This is a genomic window from Peptostreptococcus porci, assembly GCF_009695815.1.
Lineage (GTDB): Bacteria > Bacillota > Clostridia > Peptostreptococcales > Peptostreptococcaceae > Peptostreptococcus > Peptostreptococcus porci.
On sequence record NZ_VUNE01000001.1, the window covers coordinates 710,758 to 737,627 of the forward strand.

The following is a 26,870-nucleotide window of genomic DNA, read 5'->3' on the forward strand; positions in this document are numbered from 1 at the left end:
TATGTGAGCTTTATTTTTAGTTTACCTGTCTTAACTTGCTTTACTTATTATAAATTCATCTTTATTAAATTTACTTATCTATAAGATTTCTAGTAAGTGCTTTTTTCCATAACGTATTTATTGAATTTATGTAGTCGTCAATTGGAATATGGCAGTTGGTAAAAATTGGTGAATATCTCTCATTTTGATCGTAATTTACGATGCTGTCACAAAATTTAGTAAAGGCGTCATAGACTTCTTTAGAATCGGAATTTAAAAGATAGTCTGTTTTTGGGTTGGCGTAAATCGGTCCTCCACCAATTCCCATTCCGTTTACCCAGTTAAATTTGTTCTTCAGCGAAAAATTCTTAAAGCATTGTATTGTGTGAATGCTTTGATTTCCATGAGCCAACCCATTGTTTGACAATACATAAATTCTTGTGTTTCTTATATTGTCAGCCAATGGACCATAGGTATGATTTTTTAGATATTGATACAGATATTCATCAATTCTTTGTAGGTTCTGTATAACATGTGATGGAAGAGTGTCTATATATACACCCAAACAAAATACTATTGATTCGTACTCCGTAAATTTCATTATTTCGTACCCAGATAATGGTTTTGTAGAATCCCAATAATACTTGTCTATCTTCATTTCGTTATTTGATAATCTATTACAAATCTCAATGAGCTTATTTGAATAGTATTCAGAAGCAGCCTTTTTCTTTCTTGGACTGGCATTAATCACTGCAATACTTTTTTCCTTTTTCTTCAAATCAATGTGCTTTGGAATTATTATATCATCGTGATTCATATACATTGCATCGTTTTTTTCACCACCAAGAAGAATGTATGCAGTCGCAAAAGAGTTTACAAACTCAATATTATATGAATCGATATAGTAATTTTTGCAACAGGCTTTAACCAATTCTGTTGCATCTTCCTTTTCTCCAATACTCGTATTTCCATAAAAAATAACATTTAAATGAAAGCTATGATCATATCTTTTTCCATGCCTCATATCATTGCCGGATTTAACCATAAAAGTATCCAAGTATCCAATACATCTGTCAATAACTCTCTTTATAGGATATGAAAATCCTCCGAAGCATAATTTGCTTATTATTGTTATCGTGTCAAACTTTGTTATGTTCTCAGCGTAGTGTTGAACTCTATCTGGAAGAACACAGATTCCAGGTGTTTTGACCCAACATCCAGCACACCCAATACATGGTTTTATATCCTTGCAGTCCACTACGACTGTATTGCTATTTTTAAAATTGAGACCTTCTGCATTTTCAAGTAAAATAAGTTCCATTGTGCATCCCTCCAAATCTATTGTTATATTACTAATTATAACATTATTATTCAAAATAGATAAGCTACATAGTGTCTAAAAAAGATACTTTTTTCTAGAAAATTTGGTATAATATAGTTGTGCTTCATAAGCGTATCTTTAAGAGTGTAGTTAAAAATTGGTTCAAAAATAACCAAAATACAAGGTATTAAAAGTAGCAAAGAGAACAGTAAATTATATTTTTTTGATATAAGAATTTTTATGAAAAGAGGTTTTTTATGAAATTAACATATATTTACCACAGTGGTTTTTTAATTGAATTTGAAGATAAAAACATTATATTTGATTATTATAAAGGAGATATTCCCAATATTGATAGCGAAAAAAAGCTTTATGTTGTTTCGACACATTCACATCGAGATCATTTTAATGAGAATATTTTTGACATATTTAAGGGATTTAAGGATGTAAAATATCTATTGTCGGACGATATAGAGATTGAAGAAAGGGAAGATATTCATTTTTTGGAATGTAGAAAAAAATACTATATCGATGATCTTGAAATAGAAACTTTTGAGAGTACAGACTTAGGTATAGCGGTACTGATTACGACTGAAGGAAAAACAATTTATCATAGTGGCGATCTTAATTGGTGGACGTGGCACGGATATGAAACTCAAGATGAATATGATAGTATGACAGAGAGATTTCTCAATGAGATGAAGCTGTTAAAGGGCAGAAAAATAGACTTGGCTATGGTGGTGTTAGATCCTAGACAGGGAGATAGATATGATTGGGGATTGAAATATTTTATCGAAAATACATGTACAAAATATATTGCTCCAATGCATTTATGGGAGAAATACGAATTTATTGATAAATTTAAGGCAGATAATAAGGAACTGATTGAAGATATTGAGATAATAGATACTCATATGACAACGGCTAATTATTATGAAATATAAAAGATATGTCCTGAAATTTGCGAATAATTTTTTGAATTAAATGGAGTCAAATTTATATAAACGGCGTTTATTTAGTTGTAACGAGATACAAAAATTTATTCGTTTTAGAAAGGAGAAATACTATGGAATCATTGTTAGATGTTTTTCAAAAATTGGATATTAACAAGAAAGGTTTTAAAAAGGATTTTGAAGATGCTACAGTTACAAAAATTTCCATTAACAAGAAAAATGGAAAAATAAAATTTTATTTATCTTCAAAAAATGTTATTAGTCATGAGCTTTTAGATGAAGCAAAATATGAGGTTTCAAAAAAAATAAAACAGAAGAAAGACGATATAGGGTTTACAGTTTCGATAAAGTACAATGAAAAAAAAGATCGTAAAAATTTGATAAAGCAGTATTGGAAAAATATTTTTTATCTAATGAAGTTGGAATGCCCATCGATAAGAGCCTATTCTGATTCGGTAGAGTATATGTTTTTAAAGGAGACTCTAAAAATAAAGGCCCCTAACAGAATAATTTTCAATAGGCTACTAGAAAAAAAAATAGACGAAAAAATAGAACAGATGTTACTACAAGAGCTAAATTGTGATATCGATGTTATTTTTGAGTGTGCTGTTGAAAATAAAAATGATGTCACATATGTAGAACGTATTTTAAAGAAAAATCAATTGGAGATTGAAAAATTTTGTGATGTTTTGGTTAAAGAGGAAAAAAAACCGAGTGTTGTGGATGATAAATACAAGGTTGAATTTGAAAAAGATCCGAATATCATATATGGCGAGAGAGTGAATGCAAATATAATCGATATATCCAACATTGATGAGAACACAAAAACAGTTAGTATTGTTGGCGAGGTATTTGATGTAAATTTAAGAGAGCTAAGAAATGGAAAGACAATACTTACAATCTATGTTACAGACAATACGGGTGCCATAAGCTGTAATATTAATTTAAATGACCTAAATAAGGAAATTATAGAGACGAATACAAAGGTAGGAAGTTATCTTAGATTGATGGGTGACATCTATTTCAATATTTATTCACAGGGATATGACATGAATATAACTGGGATAAAGCTTGAAAAAAAAGAAGAAAGAATCGACAATGCTCCTGAAAAGAGGGTAGAATTACATTTGCATACGCAGATGTCAGCAATGGACTCTACTGTTCCGATAAAAGATCTTATTAAGAGATTGGAAAAATGGGGGCATAGGGCTGTTGCTATTACAGACCATGGTGTGGTTCAAGCATATCCAGATGCAATGAATGCCACAAGTAAATCAGATATTAAAATATTGTATGGAGTAGAAGCATATTTGGTTGATGATAGTAGGGAGATAATTCAAAATGCGAATGACAGAAGCTTTGATCAAAGCTTTGTAGTATTCGATATAGAGACCACTGGTTTTTCGCCTGTCAATGATAATATTACAGAAATCGGTGCTGTAAAAATCGAAAACGGAAAAATTGTAGATAATTTTTCATGCTTTGTAAACCCTAAAATGGATATTTCGTACAAAATTCAAGAATTGACTAACATAACAAATGAAATGGTTGCTGAAGCTGACGCCATTGACGTTGTTTTGCCTAAATTTATTGAATTTGCAAAGGGTTCGGTATTGGTTGCTCATAATGCGGACTTTGATACTGGATTTATAATGGAAAAATGCAAAAAAATTGGTATCAAATATGATTTTGAAAAAATAGACACGGTTATTTTGGCGAGAGTTCTATTGACAAATCTTAGAAGAGTAACCTTGGACAAAATAGCAAAAGAGTTAAACGTCAATCTTCATGGACATCATAGAGCGGTAAATGACGCCCAAGCCACAGCGGAAATATTTTTGAAATTTATAGAAATGTTCAAAAAAGCCGGTGCAGAAAAATTGTGCGATGTAAACGAAATCTATGGAAATTTGGATTTTAAAAAGATTAGACCAACCCATGCGACAATTTACGCAAAGACACAGGCAGGTCTAAAGAATCTGTACGAATTGATAAGTGACTCTCATATTAATCACTTCTATTCAAGCCCTAGAATTCTGAAAAGTGAGCTATTGAAGAGAAGAGATGGATTGATTGTTGGAACTGCTTGCTCAAGTGGAGAGGTATATAATGCCGTTTTGCGAAATAAATCTGTTGATGAAATAGGAGAAATGCTAAAGCTGTACGATTTTATAGAAATAATGCCTATTGAAAACTGCAAATATTTAATTGAGTCAGGCGAAGTAAAGGATAGAAAAGAATTGATGTCCATAAATATGAAATTGTGTGACTTGGGCGATAAATTCGGCAAGCCTGTCGTTGCTACCGGAGATGTCCATATGTTGGATGAGCATGAGGGTATATATAGATCTATTTTGATGTATTCTCAGAGAAGCAATGGTAAATTTATGAAACCAGTGCGACTTCATCTGAGAACAACAGAAGAGATGCTTGAGGAATTTTCATATCTTGGCGAAGAAAAGGCATACGAGGTCGTAGTTACAAATTCAAATAAAATTGCAGATATGATGGAAAAAATAGTTCCTATTCCAAATGGGACATTCCCTCCTGTAATAGATGGATCAGAAGATGAACTGAGAAGGATGTGCTATGAAAAGGCAGAGGATATATATGGATCTCCTTTGCCTGAAGTAGTAAAGAGCAGATTGGATAGAGAGTTAAATTCGATAATAGGAAATGGATATGCAGTTATGTATATAATTGCAAGTAAACTGGTTGCCAAATCTCTATCGGATGGATATTTAGTCGGATCAAGAGGCTCTGTAGGTTCATCTATTGCAGCGACAATGAGTGGAATTACAGAAGTTAATCCGTTGCCAGCTCATTATGTATGCCCGAATAAAGAGTGCAAAAATAGTGAATTTTTTGCGATTGGTGAATGGGGATCCGGTGTTGATTTACCTGATAAGCATTGTCCGAAATGTGGAGCGAAATATATAAAGGATGGGCATGATATTCCATTTGAAGTATTCTTAGGCTTTGAAGGAGATAAAGAGCCGGATATCGATCTAAACTTCTCAGGGGTTTATCAGCCCACTATCCATCAATATACAGAAGAACTTTTTGGAAAGGGATATACTTACAGAGCGGGAACAATTGGTACAGTCAAAGACAAAACAGCATTTGCGTATGTAAAGAAATTTTCCGAAGAGAATGACTTGAACTATTCAATGGCGGATATTCATTGGTTGTCGAAGGGATGTACAGGTGTTAAGAGAACTTCTGGACAGCATCCTGGAGGGGTAATGGTAGTTCCTGATTATAAGGATGTGCATGATTTTACACCGATACAATATCCTGCAAATGATGTCAATTCAAGCGTAATAACAACTCATTTCGATTATCACTCTATCAGTGGTAGAATTTTGAAGCTAGATATACTTGGACACGACGGTCCGACCATAATAAAGATGTTGGAGGATATGACAGGAATTAAAATTACCGATATACCACTGGATGATCCAGAAACAATGTCATTATTCACATCTACAAAAGCGTTGGGTGTTTCACCAGAAGACATTGGTACTCCAGTAGGAAGCTTGGCAATTCCGGAGTTTGGAACAAAGTTTACGAGGCAAATGCTCGTCGATACAATGCCTACCACTTTTGCAGAGTTGGTCAGAATAGCCGGTTTGTCACATGGTACAGATGTATGGCTAAATAATGCTCAGGATTTGGTTAGAAGTAATATTGTCGGATTAAAGGATGTTATTTCCACTAGAGATGATATTATGAACTACCTGATATTTAGTGGATTGAAACCCAAAACTGCGTTTACGATTATGGAGAGTGTAAGAAAAGGTAAAGGATTAAAGCCTGAGTTTGAAAGTGATATGAGGGATAAGGATGTACCAGAATGGTATATTAACTCATGTAAAAAAATAAAATATATGTTTCCAAAGGCACACGCCGTAGCCTATGTCATGACTTCATTTAGAATTGCCTATTGCAAAATAAATTATCCAGAGGCGTTTTATGCAACGTATTTTACCACAAAAGTTGAGGACTTTGATATTGAGCTTATTTCCAAAGGGATGGAAGCGGTGCAAGCGAGAATGGAAGAAATTAGAGAAAAAGGGAACAGCGCTACCACCAAAGAAAATTCACAATATACATTGCTAGAAGTCGTTGTAGAGATGTTCGCCAGAGGAATAAAGGTCCTAAAGGTTGATATTTATAAATCTGATGCCAGAGATTTTAAAATTAACGGAAAGGGAGAGATATTGCCTCCTATGATTTCGCTTGATGGAATGGGTGAGAATGCTGCTCAGAGCGTTGTCGATGCGAGAAGCAAACCATTTATTTCAAAGGAGGATTTGCTAAAAAGAACTCGATTGTCAAAAACAGTGGTTGAAAAGCTAAGCGAGCATGGTAGTCTTGAGGATTTAAGTGACGAAAACCAATTGTCATTTAAGATGTAAGTTGAAAACAATAAAATTTGCCCCCTATAAAGCTGGAATATATCCGAGATTAGGGGGCATTATTATTTGCCTTATAAAACAAATAATTATCGTTGGAATTTATGCTGAGTTTAATACATATAATTTATTTTGCGATTATTTCAAAAGAATCAAAGGGAAATCGTTTGTATGGTTGTTGTTTCAAATGCATTATGTTATAATAACTTTTGGAAATTAAGGAGGTAGAGTATGGAAAAGAAAAAATTTAAATTAGGACTAGTTTCCAAACTAGTGATTGCAATTGTCGTTGGTATTATTTTAGGAAGTATGAAATTTATACCACCAAGTGCTTTGAGAGTTTTGATAACGTTATCAAGTCTATTTGGTGAGTTTTTGAATTTTATTATTCCGCTTATGATTATCGGTTTTGTGGTTAAGGGAATTGCAGAGCTATCAAGTGGAGCAGGTAAATTGTTGGGTATAACAGCTTTTACTGCATATTGTTCAACACTTGTTGCGGGATCTTTGGCGTTTTTCGTGGCAACAAACTTTTTTCCTAAATTTATAACACCAGATTTGATAGAAAAGGTTAAAGGTAACGTTGAGCCTTTGACTCCATATTTCAAGATTAATCTTACACCTATGCTGGATGTAACAAGTGCAATTGTATTTGCATTTATTATGGGACTTAGCATTTCTTGGTTGAGATCAAAGAATAGGGGAGAAGTTTTATATGAATTGTTTGATGACTTTGAAGCTATAATAACTAATGTGTTAAACAAAGTGATAATTCCGTTATTACCATTGTTTATCGCTGGTAATTTTTCGAATATGAGCTATACTGGATCAGTATTTAGTGTTCTTTCAGTATTCTGGAAAGTATTTTTGATTGTCATCATTTTACACTTGATATATGTTTCTCTAATGTTTATTGTTTCTGGGACATATGCGGGCAAAAATCCATTTATGCTGATAAAGAATCAGGTAAACGGATATATGACAGCGATTGGTACACAGTCCTCAGCAGCGACAATTCCAGTAAATATTAAATGTGCTGAAAAAAATGGCGTATCTGAAGATATCAGAAACTTTGTAATTCCACTATGTGCTACAATACATTTGGCTGGAAGTATGATAACAATCACGTCTTGTAGTGTGGCAGTGTTGTTGATGAACGGTATTCCATTCACCTTTGCAACAGTTTTCGGATTTATAGCGATGCTTGGAATTGCGATGGTAGCGGCTCCAGGTGCTCCAGGTGGTGCGATAATGTCAGCTCTTCCATTTTTACCAATGGTGGGTATTTCTACAGAAATAATGCAACAGTTAATGATTACACTTTATTTAACTCAGGATAGCTTTGGTACTGCTGCCAATGTATCTGGAGATAATGCTATTGCAGTGTTTGTAGACAAATTATATTCAAAGAAAAACAAAGGCGAAAAAGTTGAGGAAGTTTTATAACAAAATATCTAGAAATATAGACAAATCAACACCTTAATGGTATAATTAATGAGATAATTATTTGAGTCTATGGAGGATATATAATGGTAACAGCTAGTGATTTTAGAAAAGGTGTAACTTTTGAAAAAGACGGACAGCCATGCTTAGTTGTTGATTTTCAACACGTTAAGCCAGGAAAAGGGGCTGCTTTTGTTAGAACAAAATACAAGAACCTAATAACGGGAGCAATTAGAGAAGAAGCATTCAATCCAAGTGATAAATTCCCAAAAGCAAATATAGAAACTAAGCAGATGCAGTATTTGTACAGCGATGGTGAATTATATTACTTTATGGATGAAGAAACATATGATCAGATACCTCTAAATTATGAGCAGGTAGAAGATGCGATTAAATTCCTAAAGGAAAATGAAGTTGCAACAATAAGATTTTATCAGGGATCGCCTTTCCAGGTTGAAGGACCTAATTTCGTAGAGTTGGAAGTAATTGAAACTGAACCAGGAATAAAAGGTGATACTGCGAGTAACGTTACAAAGGCTGCTACAGTTGAGACTGGTGCAGTTATTCAGGTTCCATTGTTTATTAACGTTGGGGACAAGGTTAAGATAGACACTAGAACTAGTGAATATTTATCAAGAGTAAATTAATATTTTGTTCTTTAAACTGGGGGGATTTTTCTCTCCAGTTTAAATTGATAATTGGAGGAATTGTTAATGACATCATTGAAGGAGTCTATGAAAAAAGACTTATTAGAATTTGAGAAAATAATAAATTATGACTTTAAAAATAAAGAATTACTTCAAATAGCTCTAACTCACTCTTCTTTTGCAAATGAGCATAAATGTTTTTTGTATAATGAAAGGCTTGAATTTTTGGGAGATTCGGTATTGGGACTTGTAGTTAGCGACTACATTTTTAACGTTAAGAAAAATTTCCCTGAAGGAAAGCTGACAAAGATTAGAGCTACTGTAGTTTGTGAAGAATCCCTTAGTAAAGTTGCAAAACAAATCAATATCGGAAACTATCTTTTTTTAGGTAAGGGAGAAAAAATATCTGGAGGAAGAAATAGGATTTCAATATTGGCAGATGCGATTGAAGCGGTTATCGCTGCTATATATATTGACGGTGGGTATGAATGTGCAAAAGAATTTATACTTTTTTACCTAAGAGATACTATTCATAATACAATTGATGGAAATATCTTCAGAGATTACAAAACAATATTACAGGAAATAATTCAAAGTAAGAACGAAAAGCTTACATATAAGCTGGTGGATGAAAAAGGTCCAGATCATAACAAAGAGTTTGAAATGCAGGTTAGGTCTGGTGGAGATGTTCTCGGCGAAGGTAAGGGAAAAAATAAAAAAGAAGCAGAAAAAGAGGCTGCCAAAAATGCCTTGATAAAGATGGGGCAATTGTAGAATAAATGGTGAATAAGTTGAAAAATAAAATAATACCAATTTTCGTTCCTCATCAAGGGTGTCCTCATGATTGCGTTTTTTGTAATCAAAAAAAAATAACTGGAGTTTCGACCGATATGACTGCGGAGAGGACGAGAAGCATAATCGAGGAATCTCTTAAAACAATACAAAATGATACGAATATTGAGATAGCTTTTTTTGGTGGAAGCTTTACTGCGATAGATTCAAATATTCAAAAAGAATTGCTGTCTGTTGCGTATGAATACAAAAAAAATGGGATGATAAATGATATTAGAATGTCTACAAGACCAGACTGCATTGATTATAAATCTTTGGAACTTATAAAATCGTTGGGAACTACTATTATAGAGCTTGGTGTACAATCTATGAACAACGATGTGTTGGTTGATAGTTTAAGAGGTCATAATAGTGAAATTGTACGACAAAGTTCTGAATTAATAAAGGATTTTGGTATAAAATTAGGATTACAGATGATGGTGGGCTTGCCATCAGACACTGAGGAAAAATGTATACAGACAGCATTTGATTTTGTCGATATGAAACCTGATTTCGTGCGAATTTATCCAACTATAGTAATAAAGGAAACAGGTCTGGAAAATGCGTACTTAGATGGTAGATATGAGCCATTTGACCTTGATAAGTGCATAGATATTGTAAAAAAGCTACTAGTTATTTTTGAAAGAAGCAAGATAAAAGTAATTAGGGTGGGGTTACAGTCTACTAACGATATACAAGTGGGTAGAGATATTGTGGCTGGACCGTACCATCCCGCTTTTAAGGAATTGGTTGCCTCAAGGATGGTACAGGATTATTTGGTTTCACTAATAGAAGATAATGAAAAACACGATTTTGATGAAATTGTAGTAATCGCACCAAAAAAGTTAGTATCCACAATAATCGGCAATAAAAAATCGAATGTAAGGTTTTTTTATGATAAATTCGGCTGTAGGCTAAAAACTATTGAAAGTGAAAAAAATTGTGTTAATGAAGGTGACGACATATTAACAGTAATGATAGATGATAAAATAATTTGCAAGACTACGATTTCAGAAATAAATGACAGTTTGTTTGATGTTTATGGATTAGGTAGGTGAAAGGAGTAAAGATGTATTTAAAAGGGCTTACTCTAAAAGGGTTTAAATCATTTCCTATAAAAACCGATATATTCTTTGAAAAAGGTGTAACTGCTGTTGTTGGACCAAACGGAAGTGGTAAAAGTAATGTTTCCGATGCCATTAGATGGGTTTTGGGAGAACAAAGCGTGAAAAGTCTACGTGGAGAAAAAATGGAGGACGTTATTTTTTCTGGAACCGACACAAAAAGTGAGATGAATTCATGTGAAGTATCCTTGATTTTAGATAATTCTGAGGGGATTATTGCCGGAGAGAAAGAAATAATAGTAAAGAGAAAAGCATATAGAAACGGTGAGTCGGAATTTTATATCAATAGAAATAAGTGTAGATTGAAGGATGTAAGAGAAATACTGATGGATACTGGCATTGGTAAAGATGGATATTCGATTATAGAGCAAGGTAAGGTCGAGGAAATTCTGAGTAATAATCCAGCTACGAAGAGAAAAATTTTTGATGAAGCGTGTGGTATTGCAAAATACAGGTACAAAAAAAATGATGCAGAGAAAAATTTAAAAAAAGCTAGTGATAATTTAACCAGGATAGTTGATATTTTTTCAGAGATTGAAGGGCAGATAAAGCCTTTAGAAAGACAGCAGGCGAAGGCGAAAAAATTTATTGAGTTTAGAGAAGAATTGAAGATTATGGAAATCAATGATACGATAAAGAAAAATCTGTCATTTCAGGAAGAAAAGAATAGCTTTGAATTGTCATTAAATGACATTGAGAGAGAAATTAGCATTTTGGATAGTGAAAAATCGCAATTAGAAGAAGAAATAGATAAAACTATGATAAAATCGGAGTCGATAGAACAGATAATTGATAATATAAATGATCAATTGGCAAGTATAAGCGACTCTATTAATAATACAAATATTGAAATTAAAGTAACCTCTGAAAAAATCAAAAATAAAGAAAATGATATTCAGCAGAAAAAATCTGATTTGAAATTGATTGATGATAAAATTAATGTAGACAGAATAGAGCTTGAAAAATCTGAAAAAAGAATCGATGAGAACTCCTATCTCATAGATACTCTTCAAAATGAGCTTGAAGCAATATTTGAAGATAAGCTGTCGGCGGAAAATAAGGTTAATTTGACAAAGAAAAGCATCGATGACAATAAAAATTTATCAATTAGATTACTTGAAGAAAAGGAAAATATTTCTAGAAATTTTGCGACTGTAAATGCGAATATTGATAATTTTTATAGAAGAATAAAAGATGTTGAAGCTGAGAACGATGGTTTAAAATTGGAGATAGAGAGTTCAAACGACATTTTGAAGTCAAAGCGTGAAGATGTTGAAAAAATTAGAATAGAAATAGAAAATAATAAAGCTAATATAGATAAACTAGACAATTCTATATCAGAAATTAACAGTAAGATTTCTGGCTTTAATAGAGATATTCAAAATTATAATATCGAAATCAGTGCCTTCCAAAGTAAACTAAATACCTACAAGGAAATGGAGGCGCAACATGAGGGCTTTAACAAGGGCGTTAAGGAAGTTCTAAAGAATAAAAATATAAAAGGGATTCACGGTGCCTTAGGCGAGCTGATATCTGTTTCTGCAGTTTATGAAAAAGCGATTGAAGCGGCACTGGGAGCAAGCATTCAAAATGTTGTAGTTGATAGCGAAAGCACTGCAAAAGCGGCAATTGAATATCTAAAGAAAAATAATTATGGACGTGTTACGTTCTTGCCAGTGAACATTATGAGAGGAAATAAATTATCATTAGATTTATCGAAATTTAGAGAAAAGCCAATTGGAATTTGCTCAGATTTGTTAAGCTACGATAAAAAATATGCCGGAATAATGGAAAATATCCTTGGTAGAGTAATTGTCATGAAGGATATGGATAGTGCTATATCTTTTGCGAAGGAATCCAGTCATAAATACAGATTGGTAACTCTTGATGGCGATATATTAAACGCTGGAGGTTCAATGACAGGTGGAAGCCTGAAATCTACAGGGTCAATTCTATCGAGAAAGAGAATAATACTTGAGTTAGAGCAAAAAATAGAGAAGAATAAGAATGATATAGGTAACCTAGATAATGAGATTTCAGAGCTGAAAGAAAGATTATCATCGACTGAAGCGACAAAAAAAGATGAAATGGATTTGATTAATGAAAAAGAAAAAGCTTTTGTTTCATTTTCCACAGAGATAAAGGTAGAAGAGGATAGAGTTAAAACTAGAGTATCAAAAATAGACTCAAACTTGGCGGAGATATCTACCGTTGAAAAAAATTTAGAGGATGAAAAGAAAATGTTCGATGAGATTGAGCAAACTATTCAAAGCATATCCGAGAAAAACGCCGATAATACAACAGTTATTGCCGAGCTTGAGTCTGAAATACTAGCATATCAGAAGGAATTGGAAGAATTTACGAAGTTATTTAATGACAAGAATTTGATACTTGAGAGAAACAAAAATACTTTTGAAATGAATATTAACGAGTCGAATAGGATAAAGGCAAGCATTGAAGATTCATTGGAAAAGAAAAACGAGTTAAATTCTCAAGTAAGTGCTTTTGAAGAAGAAATCAATTCTCTTGATGATATGTTTGCAAATCTTAATGAAAAATTGGCGACATATCAAATAGAGCACGATGATCTATCTGAGAAGCTTTCGGAAAATAAAATTGAAAAGGATGAATTAAAGATCGATTTAGATGAAAAAAATACTATGCTAAGACAGAAAACAAGATCATTTTCCGAATACAAGGATCAAAAGTTTAAACTTGATTCAAAGCTTGAAAGAATAATATTTGGAATGGACTCATTGGACGAGTTTTTGAATGAAAAATACGAGATGAGCTTTGAGCAAGCTTTGGAGTTGAAAGATGATGCTGTGGAGATCGATTACGTTAAGATAGAGAAGTTAAAAAAATCGATTAAAGCTTTGGGGAATGTAAATTTGGATTCGATTGAAGAGTACGAGGAAGTTAAAAGCAGATATGACTATTACAAGGAGCAAAAAGAGGATCTGGAAGTGTCAATAGACTCAATCACAAAAATAATTGATGATTTAACAGAAAATATGAAGGTTGAGTTTGTAGAGAATTTCCATAAGATAAATGAAAACTTCAAAAAAGTATATGTAAAGCTATTTGGTGGTGGAAATGCGAATTTGAGAATAACAGACGATGAAGATATTTTGGGCTGTGATATTGAGATAACAGCTCAGCCTCCTGGTAAAAAAATGAAAAACTTGAGTCTATTATCTGGTGGAGAAAAAGCATTGACAGCAATTTGTATTCTTTTCGGTATACTTATTTCAAAGCCGACACCGTTTTGCATACTAGATGAAATAGAAGCACCGCTTGATGATGTCAATGTCTACAGATTTGGAGAATATTTAAAGGAATTGAGTGAAGATACCCAATTTATTTCGATTACTCATAGAAGAGGTACTATGGAGGTTGCTGATTATATCTATGGTATAACGATGCAAGAAAAGGGAGTTTCTTCCGTTATCAGTATGAAGCTTAATGACGCAGTAGAGATTGCAGAGTAGAGTTCGAGAAAGTAGTCATATAGATAAAGTAGTTATATAGATTTTGGTTACACTGATAAAACAATACTTGTGCTTAAGTGGAGTAGTATTTTCGGAAAGGAGAAATTATGTTTAATTCAAATGAAGAAAAAGACAATATAATCGAAAATGAAGGAACAGAAAAACCTACCAAAAAAAATGAAGGTCTTTTTGCAAGACTATTCAAAGGTTTATCAAAAACTAAAGACAATATTACTGGAAAGATTGATTCGATATTAAAATCGTATACTAAAATAGACGAAGAATTATTAGAGGAGCTTGAAGAAGTGTTGATAACTGCTGATGTTGGTCTTAACACAACCATGCAGATAATTGACGAGCTTAGAGATATGATTAAAGAAAGAGGTGTCAAGGAGCCGTCACAAGTAAGAGATCTATTAAAGGAAATAATTGAAACTATTCTTTCAGAAGGTGAAAATGAAATTATTGTAGATCCATCGCCTGCCATTATAGTGATGGTTGGTGTAAATGGCGTTGGAAAAACTACAACAATAGGAAAGCTGGCACAGAAGTATAAATCTCAAGGTAAAAAGGTTGTACTGGCAGCCGCTGATACTTTTAGAGCAGCAGCTTCCGAGCAGCTAGAGATATGGGCAAAAAGAGTTGGAGTAGACATAGTAAAGCATCATGAAGGGGCTGATCCTGGTGCAGTTGTATTTGATGCAATAAAGGCAACACAGGCAAGAGGTGCAGATATACTTATTTGCGATACTGCTGGTAGACTTCACAATAAGACAAATCTTATGAATGAATTGGGAAAAATCTTTAAGATAATAGAAAGAGAGTTTCCAGAAGCAAAAAGAGAGGTATTGCTTGTGGTAGATGCTACAACAGGGCAAAATGCAGTTAGTCAGGCAAAAACCTTTAAAGAAGTTGCTAATATAACAGGAATAGTTCTAACTAAATTAGATGGTACGGCAAAGGGTGGAGTTGTACTTGCAGTAAAATCTGAAGTAGATGTACCTGTAAAGCTGATCGGTGTCGGAGAAAGTGTTGATGATTTACAGCAGTTCAATGCAAAATCATTTACTGATGCTCTTTTTGGCGATGACTAGAAACGAAATTTCTAATAGTGCAAATATAAAAATTTGTTGACATATACTCATATTTAGAGTATTATATTATCTGTAAGGTTTAAGACCTTTACAGATTGGAGGCTCTATGGATATAGAAAAAATGTTGGAGATTGAAAGCTTATATTCTCAATATGCTTCCCTATTGACTGATAAACAAAGAGATATCATTTCGATGTATTATGATGAAGATTATTCATTGGGTGAAATTAGTCAGATTTTAAAAATTTCAAGGCAGAGTGTTTACGATAGTTTGAAGAGGTCTGAAACAGCACTCAAAGATTATGAGAGTAAGCTTGGAATGATAGATAAAATGAAACAAATAGAGATTTTTGTAAACAGTATAGAAAAGTGTCTTTGTTTTGATAAAGAAAATAAAGAAAATATGACTCTTGAAATTGATGCTGAACGAGTAACTCAGCTTAAAGTTATTTTAGATGAAATTAAGGAGCTGATATAATATGATATTTGAAGGTTTATCTGACAAATTGCAAAACGCCTTTAGTAAATTAAGGTCGAAAGGAAAATTGACTGAATCAGACGTGAAAACAGTGATGAGAGAAGTCAAGATGGCATTGCTTGAAGCGGACGTTAACTACAAGGTTGTAAAAGATTTTGTAAAGACAGTTCAGGAGAGATGTGTTGGCGAAGATGTCATGAAGAGTCTTACTCCAGCCCAGATGGTAATAAAAATTGTCAATGACGAATTGACAAAGCTGATGGGAGATGTACAGAGTAAAATTACTTTTTCTCAGCAGCCACCGACTATTATAATGATGGTAGGTTTACAGGGGGCAGGTAAAACAACAACTTCTGGAAAACTGGGTGGATATTTGAAAAAGCAAGGAAAATTACCGCTGTTGGTTGCCTGTGATATCTATAGACCGGCTGCAATTACACAGCTAAAGGTTGTCGGCGAAAAATTGGAAATACCAGTTTTTGAAATGGGAGATAAGCAATCTCCGGTTAATATAGCGAAGGCATCAATAGAATTTGCGAAATCAAACAAGCATGATGTCGTGATAATCGATACTGCGGGTAGATTGCATGTGGATGAGATTCTTATGCAGGAATTAAAGGATATTCAATCATCCGTAAAACCACAGGAAATCCTATTGGTTGTAGACTCTATGACAGGACAAGATGCTGTAAATGTATCTGAAAGCTTTAATGAAGCACTTGGAATTGATGGAGTAGTCCTTACGAAGCTTGATGGTGACACAAGAGGTGGTGCTGCATTATCTATTAGAGCAGTTACGAACAAGCCTATAAAGTTTGTAGGTATGGGAGAAAAGCTAGATAATCTTGAACCATTTTATCCAGATAGAATGGCATCCAGAATCTTGGGAATGGGCGATATGCTTAGCCTGATAGAAAAGGCACAAGATGCCATGGATATGGAAAAAGCAAAAGAATTAGAGCTAAAGATGAGAAAAAATGAGATGGATTTCGAAGATTTTCTTACTCAACTTGAGCAAATTCAAAATCTTGGTCCATTAGATAAATTACTGGAGCTAGTTCCTGGTATGGGAGCAATGAAATCTCAAATGGGAAATATCGATACAAATGGCAAAGAGGTCAACAGGACAAAAGCGATAATTCAATCGATGACAATAGAAGAAAGAAGAAATCCTCAGATATTGAACGCTTCGAGAAAGAAGAGAATAGCCAGAGGTAGTGGTACAAATGTACAGGATGTTAATAGACTCATTAAACAGTTTAATGAGATGAAAAAAATGATGAAAATGTTCCAATCAGGTGGTATGATGGGTAAAATGAAAAAGGGAGGATTCCCAAAGCTACCTAATTTACCGTTCTAAAGCTTTGATAAGGAATATATAATAAATAATTATAAAATAATAAAAGAAAAATATTGGAGGTATTTTAAAATGGCAGTAAAAATAAGATTAAGAAGAATGGGAACTCATAAGAAACCTTTTTATAGAGTGATAGTAGCAGATGCAAGATCACCAAGAAATGGTAGATTTATTGAAGAAATAGGATACTACAATCCGTTGACAGAACCAAAGCAGGTTAAGATTGACGAAGAAAAGGCAATCAAGTGGTTATTGACAGGTGCTCAGCCTACAGAAGTAGTTAAGAAATTATTTGTTTCAAACGGAATAACTGAAAAATTCGACGCTACAAAAGCATCTAAATAGTCCTTTTAGGAGATGATTCTATGAAAGAGCTAGTAGAAGGTATAGCTAAAGCTCTTGTTGATAATCCTGATAAAGTATTTGTTGAGGAAATAGTAGATGGAAAAAATATTCTACTTAAACTAAAGGTTGACGACTCAGAGATGGGAAAGGTTATTGGAAAAAAAGGTAGAATAGCAAAATCTATTAGAACAGTATTAAAATCAGTTTCCAACAAGAAAAAAGTTAATGTAACTTTGGAAATAGTTGAAGACTAGGCTTTGCCTAGTCTTTTATTAAGTTTAAGAGGTAGGATATGGCTGAAAAAGTAAATTACTTTAAAGTGGGTAAATTTGTAACTACTAGAGGTTTAAAAGGAGAATTAAAAGTTTACTCTCACACTGATAATATTGAGAGATTTTTGGATTTAAAGTCTTTTTATGTCGGAAATAATAGAGATGAATTGTTCAATGTCGAAAGAGTAAGTATTCTTTCGCCCAATATGGTGGTGTTAAAAATAAAAGGTTTTGATACTATTGAATCTGTACAACGATTTATTAACAAATTTATATATGTATCAAGAGAAGATGTCTATGCTTTAGACGAGGATGAGATGTTAATTGTCGATATGCTAGGGATGAGTGTTGTGACAGTTGACGGAGACGCGATTGGAGAACTGGTTGATGTTCTACAGTATACAGCAAATGATGTGTATGTGGTAAAAAATGAATCAGGAAAAGAATACCTAATTCCTGCTACATATGAAATCGTGCCAGAGATAAACATTAAAGAAAATAAGATAGTGGTTGATCCAATACCGGGGTTATTAGACTAATGAGAATACATGTTATGACACTTTTTCCTGATATTTTCAAAGCATATATCGGGGAAAGTATGATGAAAAAAGCAGTAGAAAACTCTATATTAGAGGTCGAATTATACAATATAAGGGATTTTTCGGAAAACAAACATAAAAAGGTTGACGATTATCCGTTTGGAGGAGGTGCCGGCATGGTCATGACTCCACAACCGATATTTTCAACATATGAGTATATTGTAGAAAAATATGAATTGGAAAATCCAAGAGTTATTTATTTGTCGCCAAAGGGGAGAGTTTTCAACCAAAAAATAGCAAAGAGCTTGTCTTTGGAAAATGATATAATATTTTTGTGTGGTCATTATGAGGGTATTGATCAAAGAATTATCGACCTTATTGTGACTGATGAGATATCTATTGGAGACTATGTTTTGACAGGTGGGGAGTTACCAGCGCTGGTTATGATAGATTCTATTGCACGGTTGGTGCCAGGAGTATTGAATAGATCTGAAAGTCATGAAGATGAAAGCTTTGAAAATGACCTGCTTGAGTATCCACAGTACACAAGACCTAGGAGCTTTAATGGATTGGAGGTTCCTGAGGTGTTGCTTTCTGGCAACCATAAAAAAATAGACGAGTGGAGATCTGAGGAATCCCAAAAAATCACACTGGAAAGAAGACCTGATTTAATAAAAAAATAGGATAAAAATAAAGCTACAGAAAGTGTCAAAAGTTGTGGTCAGTACACATTTGATTTATTTCTGTAGCTTTTATTATTGAGATTTTATCTAATCATTTGCTTTTAGTTATGCAATCACTATGCTTTAATTATAGCCTTGTGGTAAGTTTTCTTACCCTTTCTGATAATAACTTTATCTGCAAGCATTTCTTTAGTGATATTGAAGTCTATATCTGTCACGTTTTCATCGTTTACATAGACACCACCCTGTTGGATAAGTCTTCTGATTTCGCTCTTTGAAGGAGCAAGGTCACATTCAAGCATCAAATCCATAATATTGATAACACCATCAGTTAGCTTTGATGAGTCAATTTCTGTTGTAGGCATATTTGAGTCGTCTGTACCACCAGCAAAAAGTGCCTTTGAAGCCGTTTCTGCCTTTACTGCTTCTTCTTCTCCATGTACTAGCTTTGTAAGTTCGAAAGCAAGTATCTGTTTTGCTTTATTCAATTCTGCACCTTCCCACTTGTCCATCTTATCGACTTCTTCAAGTGGTATAAAAGTAAGCATTCTAATACATTTTAGAACATCAGCATCTCCAACATTTCTCCAGTATTGGTAAAATTCAAAAGGAGATGTTTTGTTAGGGTCTAGCCAAACAGCACCATTGGCAGTTTTACCCATTTTTTTACCTTCAGAGTTTAATAGTAGGGTAATAGTCATTGCATAGGCATTTTCACCTAATTTTCTTCTGATAAGCTCAGTTCCACCTAGCATATTTGACCATTGATCGTCTCCACCAAACTGCATATTACATCCGTAAGTTTTATATAAGTGATAAAAATCATATGATTGCATTATCATGTAGTTGAATTCCAAGAATGAAAGACCTTTTTCCATTCTGTTTTTATAACATTCAGCTCTTAGCATGTTATTTACAGAAAAGTGAGGGCCAACTTCTCTAAGCATTTCAATATAATTCAAGTCCAAAAGCCAATCAGCGTTGTTTACCATTATGGCTTTTCCTTCACCAAACTCGATGAATTTTTCCATCTGTACCTTGAAACAATCACAGTTGTGCTGAATTGTTTCCGGTGTCATCATGTTTCTCATATCAGTTCTTCCAGATGGATCTCCTATATATCCAGTTCCACCACCCACAAGAACTACAGGTGTGTTACCAGCCATCTGAAGTCTCTTCATAAGGCATAATGCCATGAAGTGTCCAACGTGTAATGAATCTGCAGTTGGATCGAAACCTATATAGAAAGTGGCTTTACCTGTATTAACTAGTTCTTTGATTTCTGGTTCGTCTGTAACTTGTGCAATTAATCCACGAGCTACTAATTCTTCGTAAATTCCCATTTTCTACACCTCTTTCTGAAAATTAAAAAAATAACTATTTGTTAATTAAGATTTAGTCATTATTATACACCAAACGATGGGAAAAAAAAAGTGAAAAAATGCAGAATTTCAATAAAAATTATCAAAAAAAGAAGAGTCTTTAGAAAATATTTAGAAAAAATTAAAAAAAACATAATAATTTTGTTTAAAATATTGAAAAGTAGGTAATAATGTAGTAGAATATTGAACATCTACATTATAATAAAAAATATTTTTTAATGATGAAAATGAAAAAACAAAATGAATTTATAATTGGTAAATAGTGGAGGAACTATGGTATTGAAAAGAAAAGAAAATGGAAAATTGAGAAAAAAATTGTCGGCAATAATTGCGGCATTGGTATTGACTGCATCTGCAGGAGTGTCTTCATTTGCAGCTGACAGTGATACAACAGGAACAGCACCTGCAGCACCAGTTGCAGAACAACCAGTTGGAGCGACTGATACAGCTAATAATGACGCAACTCCAACACATACAAGCAGTGGTACTGTAACAGAAAATAATACGAGCGCAAGTGGTATATACGCACCAAAGGCTGATTTGTATGGAGATATACTTGTAAAGGAAAGTGGATCAACTGCTGATTACGACACTGAACATGATAAGGTGTTTGAAACAAAAGCTGGTGCAACACTTGATTTTAAGGCGACTCTTAATGGTAAAGATGTTGAAACACAGTACAAAGAAACTCTTGATAATGCAAAGAAAGTTGCAATTAAATACTTTGAAAATAAAGGAACTCCAAATAATCTTGCTGAAATGCTTGCTGATGGTGTTTTAGGTAAAAATGGAGAAAATATCGATATAACTAACGAATTAAATTCGCATCTAGTGTTAAATATAATGCCAAATAAAAATCTTATATTCCCGACGGATATAAATAGCTATAAGCTTGATGCAACTGATAAAGACGGTAGAGTTTGGTATTATATTGATAATGAAAAATCAGATGTATCTAAAGAAAATAAAAAAATATATATGCAGTTAAACTTTAAAAATGAAAGTGAATACTATAAAAACAACACACCTAATATCGCTCGTGATGGTGCTGTTACTATTAATACATATTATGATTTGGCACCATTTATTGTTGGAACACCAGCAAAGCTTAAAGATCTTAACTTGCTTATAAATGGTGTTAAAATCGCTGAATATGCACAACCTGGTTATTATACTGTTAAATCAACTTTAGTAGGAGAATTTACATCGAATCCAAAAGCTGCTAGTTATGATTGGAGCAAATTTACATCAGTTTTTGCTGGAAAAGAAGAAAAATTAATAAAATATGAATGGACTACTGTTCAAGAAACGGCTCAGAATGATAATTTAGATGGAAAGGATAATTTCCAGCCTGCTAGTGACAACAATCCTTGGTTGACAGTAAGAATACCTGAACCTGTTAAGCCACCAGTGCCAGTAAATCCAGATAGAGATCCTTTACTACCTACTATTCCTGGTACAGAAAATGAGAAGCCTGTGACTCCAGAGGTAAAACCAGAGGAAAATACTCCTGTTGTTCCTGAAAAACCTGAAGTACCAGCTCAGCCAGAGGTAAAGCCTAATGTGCCTACAAAAGAAAATTCAAAAGTTGTAAAGAAATCTACTGTAAATAAACTACCTCAGATGGGTGTTTCTACAATTGCTGGAGCAACTACTGCCATTGGTACTGTATTGGCAGCAGCAAGTGCATTGACATTCAAAAAAAGAAAATAATATTGGATGGTTTTTTGTCAAAAGACAGATCAAAAAATAAACAGATTTAAACAAAGCAGTTACAAAGAGAAGGGGTTTTCAAGTAAAATTGAGAACCTCTTTTTGAGTGTTTTGTTAAGAAAAAATTATTTTTAAAAAAACAAATTTCTAACATTTAAAATGCTTGTAATAAAGAACTATACTATAGTATAATATTACAATAATGAAAATAATTTAAAAATATTTTTGCAAGGGGAAATCATAATGAAGAAAATTATTATTTTATTTAGTTCTTTGATAGTATCTTTTTCGTTGTTGTTTTTTTATAGTAATTATAAATTGAACGCAATGGATTCGGCTGTTACTAACGAGCAAGAATTAATAAATGCCATTAATGGTAATAATAATGTCGTTCTGTCAAATGACATTACGATATCGGGTGCAATTACCATTCCAAGCTCGTATACAGGCACGATTAAATCAGATGGAACTACTAGAACTCTAAAATTATCGGCTAATTTTAGTGAAGAAAATATGTTTGTAGTAAAGACTGGTGCGAAGCCAATGTTTGAAAATCTGACTTTTGATGGTACTGAAAGAGGTAGAATTTTAGATGTTGAATCTAATTCAGAAGTCACAATTGCAAACAGTAAGCTTTCAAATGCCTCTACAGAGCAATTTTTGAAAAAGCTTGAAAATAATGTAAACAAACAGCGTTATCAGGGTGGTGCAATTTACCTTTCACATTCAACTTTAAACCTTGACAATGTGATATTTGACTCAAACCATACAAAATTGGAAACGCCAAAACCAGAAAAAGAGGGTGATCCAGGCATTGCGGGTCATGGAGGTGCAATTTACTCTGCGACATCTGTCATCAATGTTAAGGGTGGAAGTTTTATCAATAACTACACTGGTGTTACCGTTGGTGGAAAAGGTACAAACGGAGAAGGTGGGGCTATTAAACTTGATGGTGGTTCCGAATTGAATATTAATATTGATTCAGATACGAGAACGACATTTGATGGCAACCACGTTTACAAAAGTGAGGCAAATGTAGGTGGATTGCAAGGTGGCGCAATAGAAATTACTCATTCTACGGCAAAGATTAATAATACGGATTTTATTGTAAAGGGTGGATTTGACACTGGAGGTGCAATAAAATTTGAAGGTGCTGGGACTAAAGAAAATCACAATAAAATAACGAATTCGACATTTAAGCTAGTTGGTGGACAACTACCACAAACTCCTGAGGAATCGACATATTTTGGTACTTCAGGTGGAGCTATAATGACTGAAAATTCTTTTTTGACAGTAGAAAAATCAACGTTTGATACTGATACGTCAAAAGGTGTTCCAGCTGTTGCTTTTGCTGGTGGATTTATCGATGTTGTAGGTAGTGGAGAATTTAATCTTTTTGATTCTGCTCTAAGAGGAAACGGACAACTTTGGAATAAACCTCAGTTGAGTACTGCAAAATACGGTGGTGCAATTGCGTTTGAAAATGGTGCGTCAGCCAAGGCACATATAAAGGATACAAAATTTAATGAATTTACTGTTGACCATACTGGTGGAGTTATTTCAGTAGGTCATAGAAAGGGTGCATCAGAAGAATTAGGTGAAACTACTGTAGATTTAACTTTGGAAAACTCAACTCTAGATGGTGCGAGAGCATATACGTATGGTGCCAATTCAGCTGGAGCTGGATTATATATCAGCAAAGGTTCTAATGTCGTAATAAAGCGCGGAACAATATCTAATATGCTAGCAAATTACGGCGGTGCTGTATATAATATGGGAAGTTTGACTCTTGATGACAACGCCAATCTAAGTGGAAACTTTGCTACACAGATGGCTGGTGGTATCTATAATGACGGATATTTAAATATACATAGTGCTAATTTAAACAATAATCAGAAAACAAATGATGCTACCTTTTCTGGTGGAAACCATCAATATTCCCCTGGTGAACATTCTGGAGGCACAATTTATGCAAAGCAAAATGTTATAATTGGAACTGATGCGAGTTTTTCAACAGTGGCGAAGCATGATGTTAGAGTGATTGACGGTCAATCAAGTGTAATATTGAGTGGACCTAGAAATTCTCAGGTAAATGTAAGCATAAGTGAAACCGAAAGTACAGCGGGAACTGGAGCCTATAGTAAAGGCTTTGGAGAAGACGCTCACAGACACGTCGGATATCTTGTTGGGAAGGAATTGATTTCAAAAGACTTGAAAGCAAGCTACATTCCTGATGAAATGGCTCAAAGTTATGAACCTAATCTGGAAGATGCAAAGAATTTCCATTATGTTTCAAATACTGTAGAGCCTGAAAAAATTGCTGCATTTAATGATCATGAAGGAACTGGATTGTGGGATTATGTATACAATCCAGAAAACAAAACCGTTGTTCTTGGACAGAGAGCAAAGCTTGTTTATCATACAAACCATGAATCGGCAACTATACAAAATGGAATTGTTGACAATGCTCCTGCAGGTCAAAAATTAGAGCAGATTTATACTTTTTATGAGTCTGGAGATAGTGCACCTAAAGTTTCTATAAATAACGAACCAGCAGTGGATTTAACGGTTATTAGCGAAGTTCCTCAACTTACTATTGGAGATAAGGATTACAAATTCCTAAATTGGTATAACTCTGATTTAAATGGAAAGCCTCTGTATAATTTAGTAGATAATACTCCTACAGATGATAAAAAATATGACTTTAATAACTCAACTTTTACAAAAACATGGCATGAAAATTCTACAGAGGAAATCAAAGATATTTTGAATTATGAAAGTAGAAATACATTAGATACTTTTGCCGTATATAAAGAAGAAACAATAAAGGTAGAGGGTAAGAAAACTTGGGATGATGCAGAAGATAACGATGGAAAAAGACCAGAGAGCATCACTATTATTTTAAAGGCTGATGGAGTTGAAAAAGATAGAAAGACAGTTACTAGTGATAATTGGAGTTGGATATTTGACAACCTTGAAAAGTCTAAAAATGGAAAAGATATAGTGTATACAATAGATGAAGTGGATGTATTAAACTATACAAAAGAAATAAATGGGTTTAATGTTATTAATAAATATACTCCTGAAACAATCAATATACCTGTAAAGAAAATATGGGACGATGCAGGTAATAAAGATAGTAAGAGACCTAATAAGATAATATTTAAACTTAAAAATGGTAGTGAAATAGTTAAATCTAAAGAATTAACCAATCAAAATGTTTCTGGAGATGATGCAAATACTTGGATAGCAACATTTGAAGATGTACCAAAATACAAAAACAAAAAAGCTATAACATACACTGTAGAAGAAGTAGAACTACCTGATGGATATATTTCCAGTAAAAATGTAGAAAGCATATCTAGTGATTCTGAAGAGGCTGTGAGAGAAGGATTTGTTGTGACAAACAAGTACACTTCTTCTGAGCCTGTTGTTGAAAAAACATCAGTATCAGTTCGGAAAGTATGGGAGCATGGAGACAATCCGGAAGCAAATAGACCAACTGAAGCAAAAGTACAGCTACAGAAGGAAGTAAATGGCGAAAGAGTTGATGTGGGTGATCCAGTCGTTCTTTCAAATGCTAATCTTCAATATACATTTAGCGAATTACCTATCAAGGATGAAAACGGACTAGAAATAAACTATTTTGTAAAAGAAATAGACGTAACAAAAGAATATAAATCAGAAATTACTGGAGACAAGGCTAATGGATATGTAATAACTAATACATATAATCCTACCAACCCGACAGAACCAACTGACCCAGTTACACCAGATAACCCACCAGTTGTAGAAAAAACATCGGTATCAGTTCAGAAGATATGGGAGCATGGAGAAAATCCAATAGATAAAAGACCTACTAAAATAAAGGTTACTCTTCTTGCAAATGATGTTGAAAAAGAAACAAAAACAATTGGAGCAGATGAAGAGGGGAATTGGAAAATCAGTTTCGAAAATTTAGATAAATATGACAGTGAAAAGAGTGAAATAAACTACACTGTAAAAGAAATAGACGTGCCAAAAGAATATAAATCAGAAATTACTGGAGATAAGGCTAATGGATATGTAATAACAAACACATATAATTCTACTAAGCCAGTTACACCTGAAAATCCGTCAGATGAAAAGGAAAAAATTTCAATAAGCGTAGTAAAGCAATGGGAAGACAGAGGTAACGAAACTAAAAGACCAAATAACATAGAGATAAAGCTATTTTCAAATAATGTAGAAAAGTCGACTATAATAATCTCTCCGGATGCAAGTGGAAACTGGAAGCATACATTTAATGATTTAGAAAAAAATGGTGAGTCAGGTAATCCAATTGAATACACTATTAAAGAAATAAAAGTACCAAATGGTTATACTTCTGTAGTTACAGGTGATCAATCAAAAGGTTTTGTGATAACAAATAAGTATACTAATAATACTCAAGGAAATTCTGAAAAACCAAATGATGATAATCCTTCATCGGGTACACCGTCAACGTCAACAAATATAACCCCTGGTACAATAGGAACAGTGCCTCCAAAGAAAGAAAATCAAAACCCAAATGATCCAAAGCAGAAAGAAGAAAATCAGGAAAAGTCTAATTCAGATAATTCTAAAAATCAAAAGGAATCCAATGATGAATCTGCAAAAGAACAGGTGTTAACTGAGGATAATATAAGTAAAAACAGTAAATTGCCTCAGACTGGAGATAGCAATATTGAACAAAACATTGCGATTTCACTATTGGTTTTATCTGGTGCGTTAGTATTTGCAGATAGAAAGAGATCAAAAAATTAATATACAAATATTGTG

18 protein-coding genes are annotated in these 26,870 nt (G+C 33.5%); 16 read left to right on the plus strand and 2 right to left on the minus strand.

The window, feature by feature from the left end; all coding sequences use genetic code 11:
• Positions 1-70: 70 nt before the first annotated feature.
• Entirely contained in the window at positions 71-1,300 is a 1,230-nt protein-coding gene (locus tag FYJ71_RS03190) for a flavodoxin family protein (protein WP_154537346.1), read from the minus strand.
• Between the two features lie 257 nt (positions 1,301-1,557).
• Between FYJ71_RS03190 and FYJ71_RS03195 the strand changes: the two genes are divergently transcribed.
• From FYJ71_RS03195 to trmD, 14 genes are all read left to right on the plus strand, one after another.
• On the plus strand, positions 1,558-2,244 hold the full coding sequence (locus FYJ71_RS03195; RefSeq protein ID WP_154537347.1) for an MBL fold metallo-hydrolase: 687 nt from the start codon (positions 1,558-1,560) through the stop codon (positions 2,242-2,244).
• A gap of 122 nt (positions 2,245-2,366) precedes the next feature.
• Positions 2,367-6,674, plus strand: a complete 4,308-nt coding sequence (locus FYJ71_RS03200; RefSeq protein WP_154537348.1) for a PolC-type DNA polymerase III — start codon at positions 2,367-2,369, stop codon at positions 6,672-6,674.
• 228 nt (positions 6,675-6,902) lie between these two features.
• Positions 6,903-8,117: a dicarboxylate/amino acid:cation symporter gene (locus FYJ71_RS03205; RefSeq protein ID WP_154537349.1), complete on the plus strand. Its 1,215-nt coding sequence runs from the start codon at positions 6,903-6,905 to the stop codon at positions 8,115-8,117.
• Positions 8,118-8,200: 83 nt separating this feature from the next.
• Positions 8,201-8,761, plus strand: a complete 561-nt coding sequence (gene efp / locus FYJ71_RS03210) for an elongation factor P (protein WP_091994312.1) — start codon at positions 8,201-8,203, stop codon at positions 8,759-8,761.
• A gap of 66 nt (positions 8,762-8,827) precedes the next feature.
• Complete coding sequence (gene rnc / locus FYJ71_RS03215; protein ID WP_154537350.1) at positions 8,828-9,535, plus strand: ribonuclease III; 708 nt, start codon at positions 8,828-8,830, stop codon at positions 9,533-9,535.
• A gap of 17 nt (positions 9,536-9,552) precedes the next feature.
• The gene (locus tag FYJ71_RS03220) at positions 9,553-10,650 is read left to right on the plus strand and encodes an elongator complex protein 3 (protein WP_154537351.1); all 1,098 of its coding nucleotides are present in this window, start codon (positions 9,553-9,555) and stop codon (positions 10,648-10,650) included.
• 11 nt (positions 10,651-10,661) lie between these two features.
• Entirely contained in the window at positions 10,662-14,207 is a 3,546-nt protein-coding gene (smc, locus tag FYJ71_RS03225; RefSeq protein WP_154537352.1) for a chromosome segregation protein SMC, read from the plus strand.
• 107 nt (positions 14,208-14,314) lie between these two features.
• Positions 14,315-15,301, plus strand: coding sequence for a signal recognition particle-docking protein FtsY (gene ftsY / locus FYJ71_RS03230; RefSeq protein WP_154537353.1), 987 nt, complete (start codon positions 14,315-14,317; stop codon positions 15,299-15,301).
• A gap of 106 nt (positions 15,302-15,407) precedes the next feature.
• Positions 15,408-15,779 (plus strand): YlxM family DNA-binding protein, encoded by a 372-nt coding sequence (gene ylxM, locus FYJ71_RS03235; RefSeq protein ID WP_154537354.1) that lies wholly within the window; start codon positions 15,408-15,410, stop codon positions 15,777-15,779.
• Between the two features lies 1 nt (position 15,780).
• Positions 15,781-17,139, plus strand: a complete 1,359-nt coding sequence (ffh, locus tag FYJ71_RS03240; RefSeq protein ID WP_154537355.1) for a signal recognition particle protein — start codon at positions 15,781-15,783, stop codon at positions 17,137-17,139.
• Between the two features lie 69 nt (positions 17,140-17,208).
• Positions 17,209-17,481, plus strand: a complete 273-nt coding sequence (rpsP, locus tag FYJ71_RS03245; protein WP_091994301.1) for a 30S ribosomal protein S16 — start codon at positions 17,209-17,211, stop codon at positions 17,479-17,481.
• Positions 17,482-17,501: 20 nt separating this feature from the next.
• Positions 17,502-17,735: a KH domain-containing protein gene (locus tag FYJ71_RS03250; RefSeq protein WP_154537356.1), complete on the plus strand. Its 234-nt coding sequence runs from the start codon at positions 17,502-17,504 to the stop codon at positions 17,733-17,735.
• A gap of 38 nt (positions 17,736-17,773) precedes the next feature.
• Positions 17,774-18,292 (plus strand): ribosome maturation factor RimM, encoded by a 519-nt coding sequence (gene rimM, locus FYJ71_RS03255; RefSeq protein WP_154537357.1) that lies wholly within the window; start codon positions 17,774-17,776, stop codon positions 18,290-18,292.
• The gene (trmD, locus tag FYJ71_RS03260; RefSeq protein WP_154537358.1) at positions 18,292-18,975 is read left to right on the plus strand and encodes a tRNA (guanosine(37)-N1)-methyltransferase TrmD; all 684 of its coding nucleotides are present in this window, start codon (positions 18,292-18,294) and stop codon (positions 18,973-18,975) included. The genes rimM and trmD overlap by 1 nt, the downstream gene beginning before the upstream one ends.
• A 116-nt stretch (positions 18,976-19,091) precedes the next feature.
• Here the strand turns inward: trmD and tyrS are convergent, their stop codons facing one another.
• Positions 19,092-20,318, minus strand: a complete 1,227-nt coding sequence (gene tyrS, locus FYJ71_RS03265) for a tyrosine--tRNA ligase (RefSeq protein WP_154537359.1) — start codon at positions 20,316-20,318, stop codon at positions 19,092-19,094.
• A 312-nt stretch (positions 20,319-20,630) separates the two neighbouring features.
• Between tyrS and FYJ71_RS03270 the strand changes: the two genes are divergently transcribed.
• Positions 20,631-22,070 carry a hypothetical protein gene (locus FYJ71_RS03270; RefSeq protein ID WP_154537360.1) on the plus strand — a complete coding sequence of 480 codons (1,440 nt, stop codon included), beginning with the start codon at positions 20,631-20,633 and terminating at the stop codon, positions 22,068-22,070.
• Between the two features lie 243 nt (positions 22,071-22,313).
• Positions 22,314-26,855, plus strand: a complete 4,542-nt coding sequence (locus FYJ71_RS03275; protein WP_154537361.1) for a Cna B-type domain-containing protein — start codon at positions 22,314-22,316, stop codon at positions 26,853-26,855.
• Positions 26,856-26,870 lie beyond the last annotated feature (15 nt).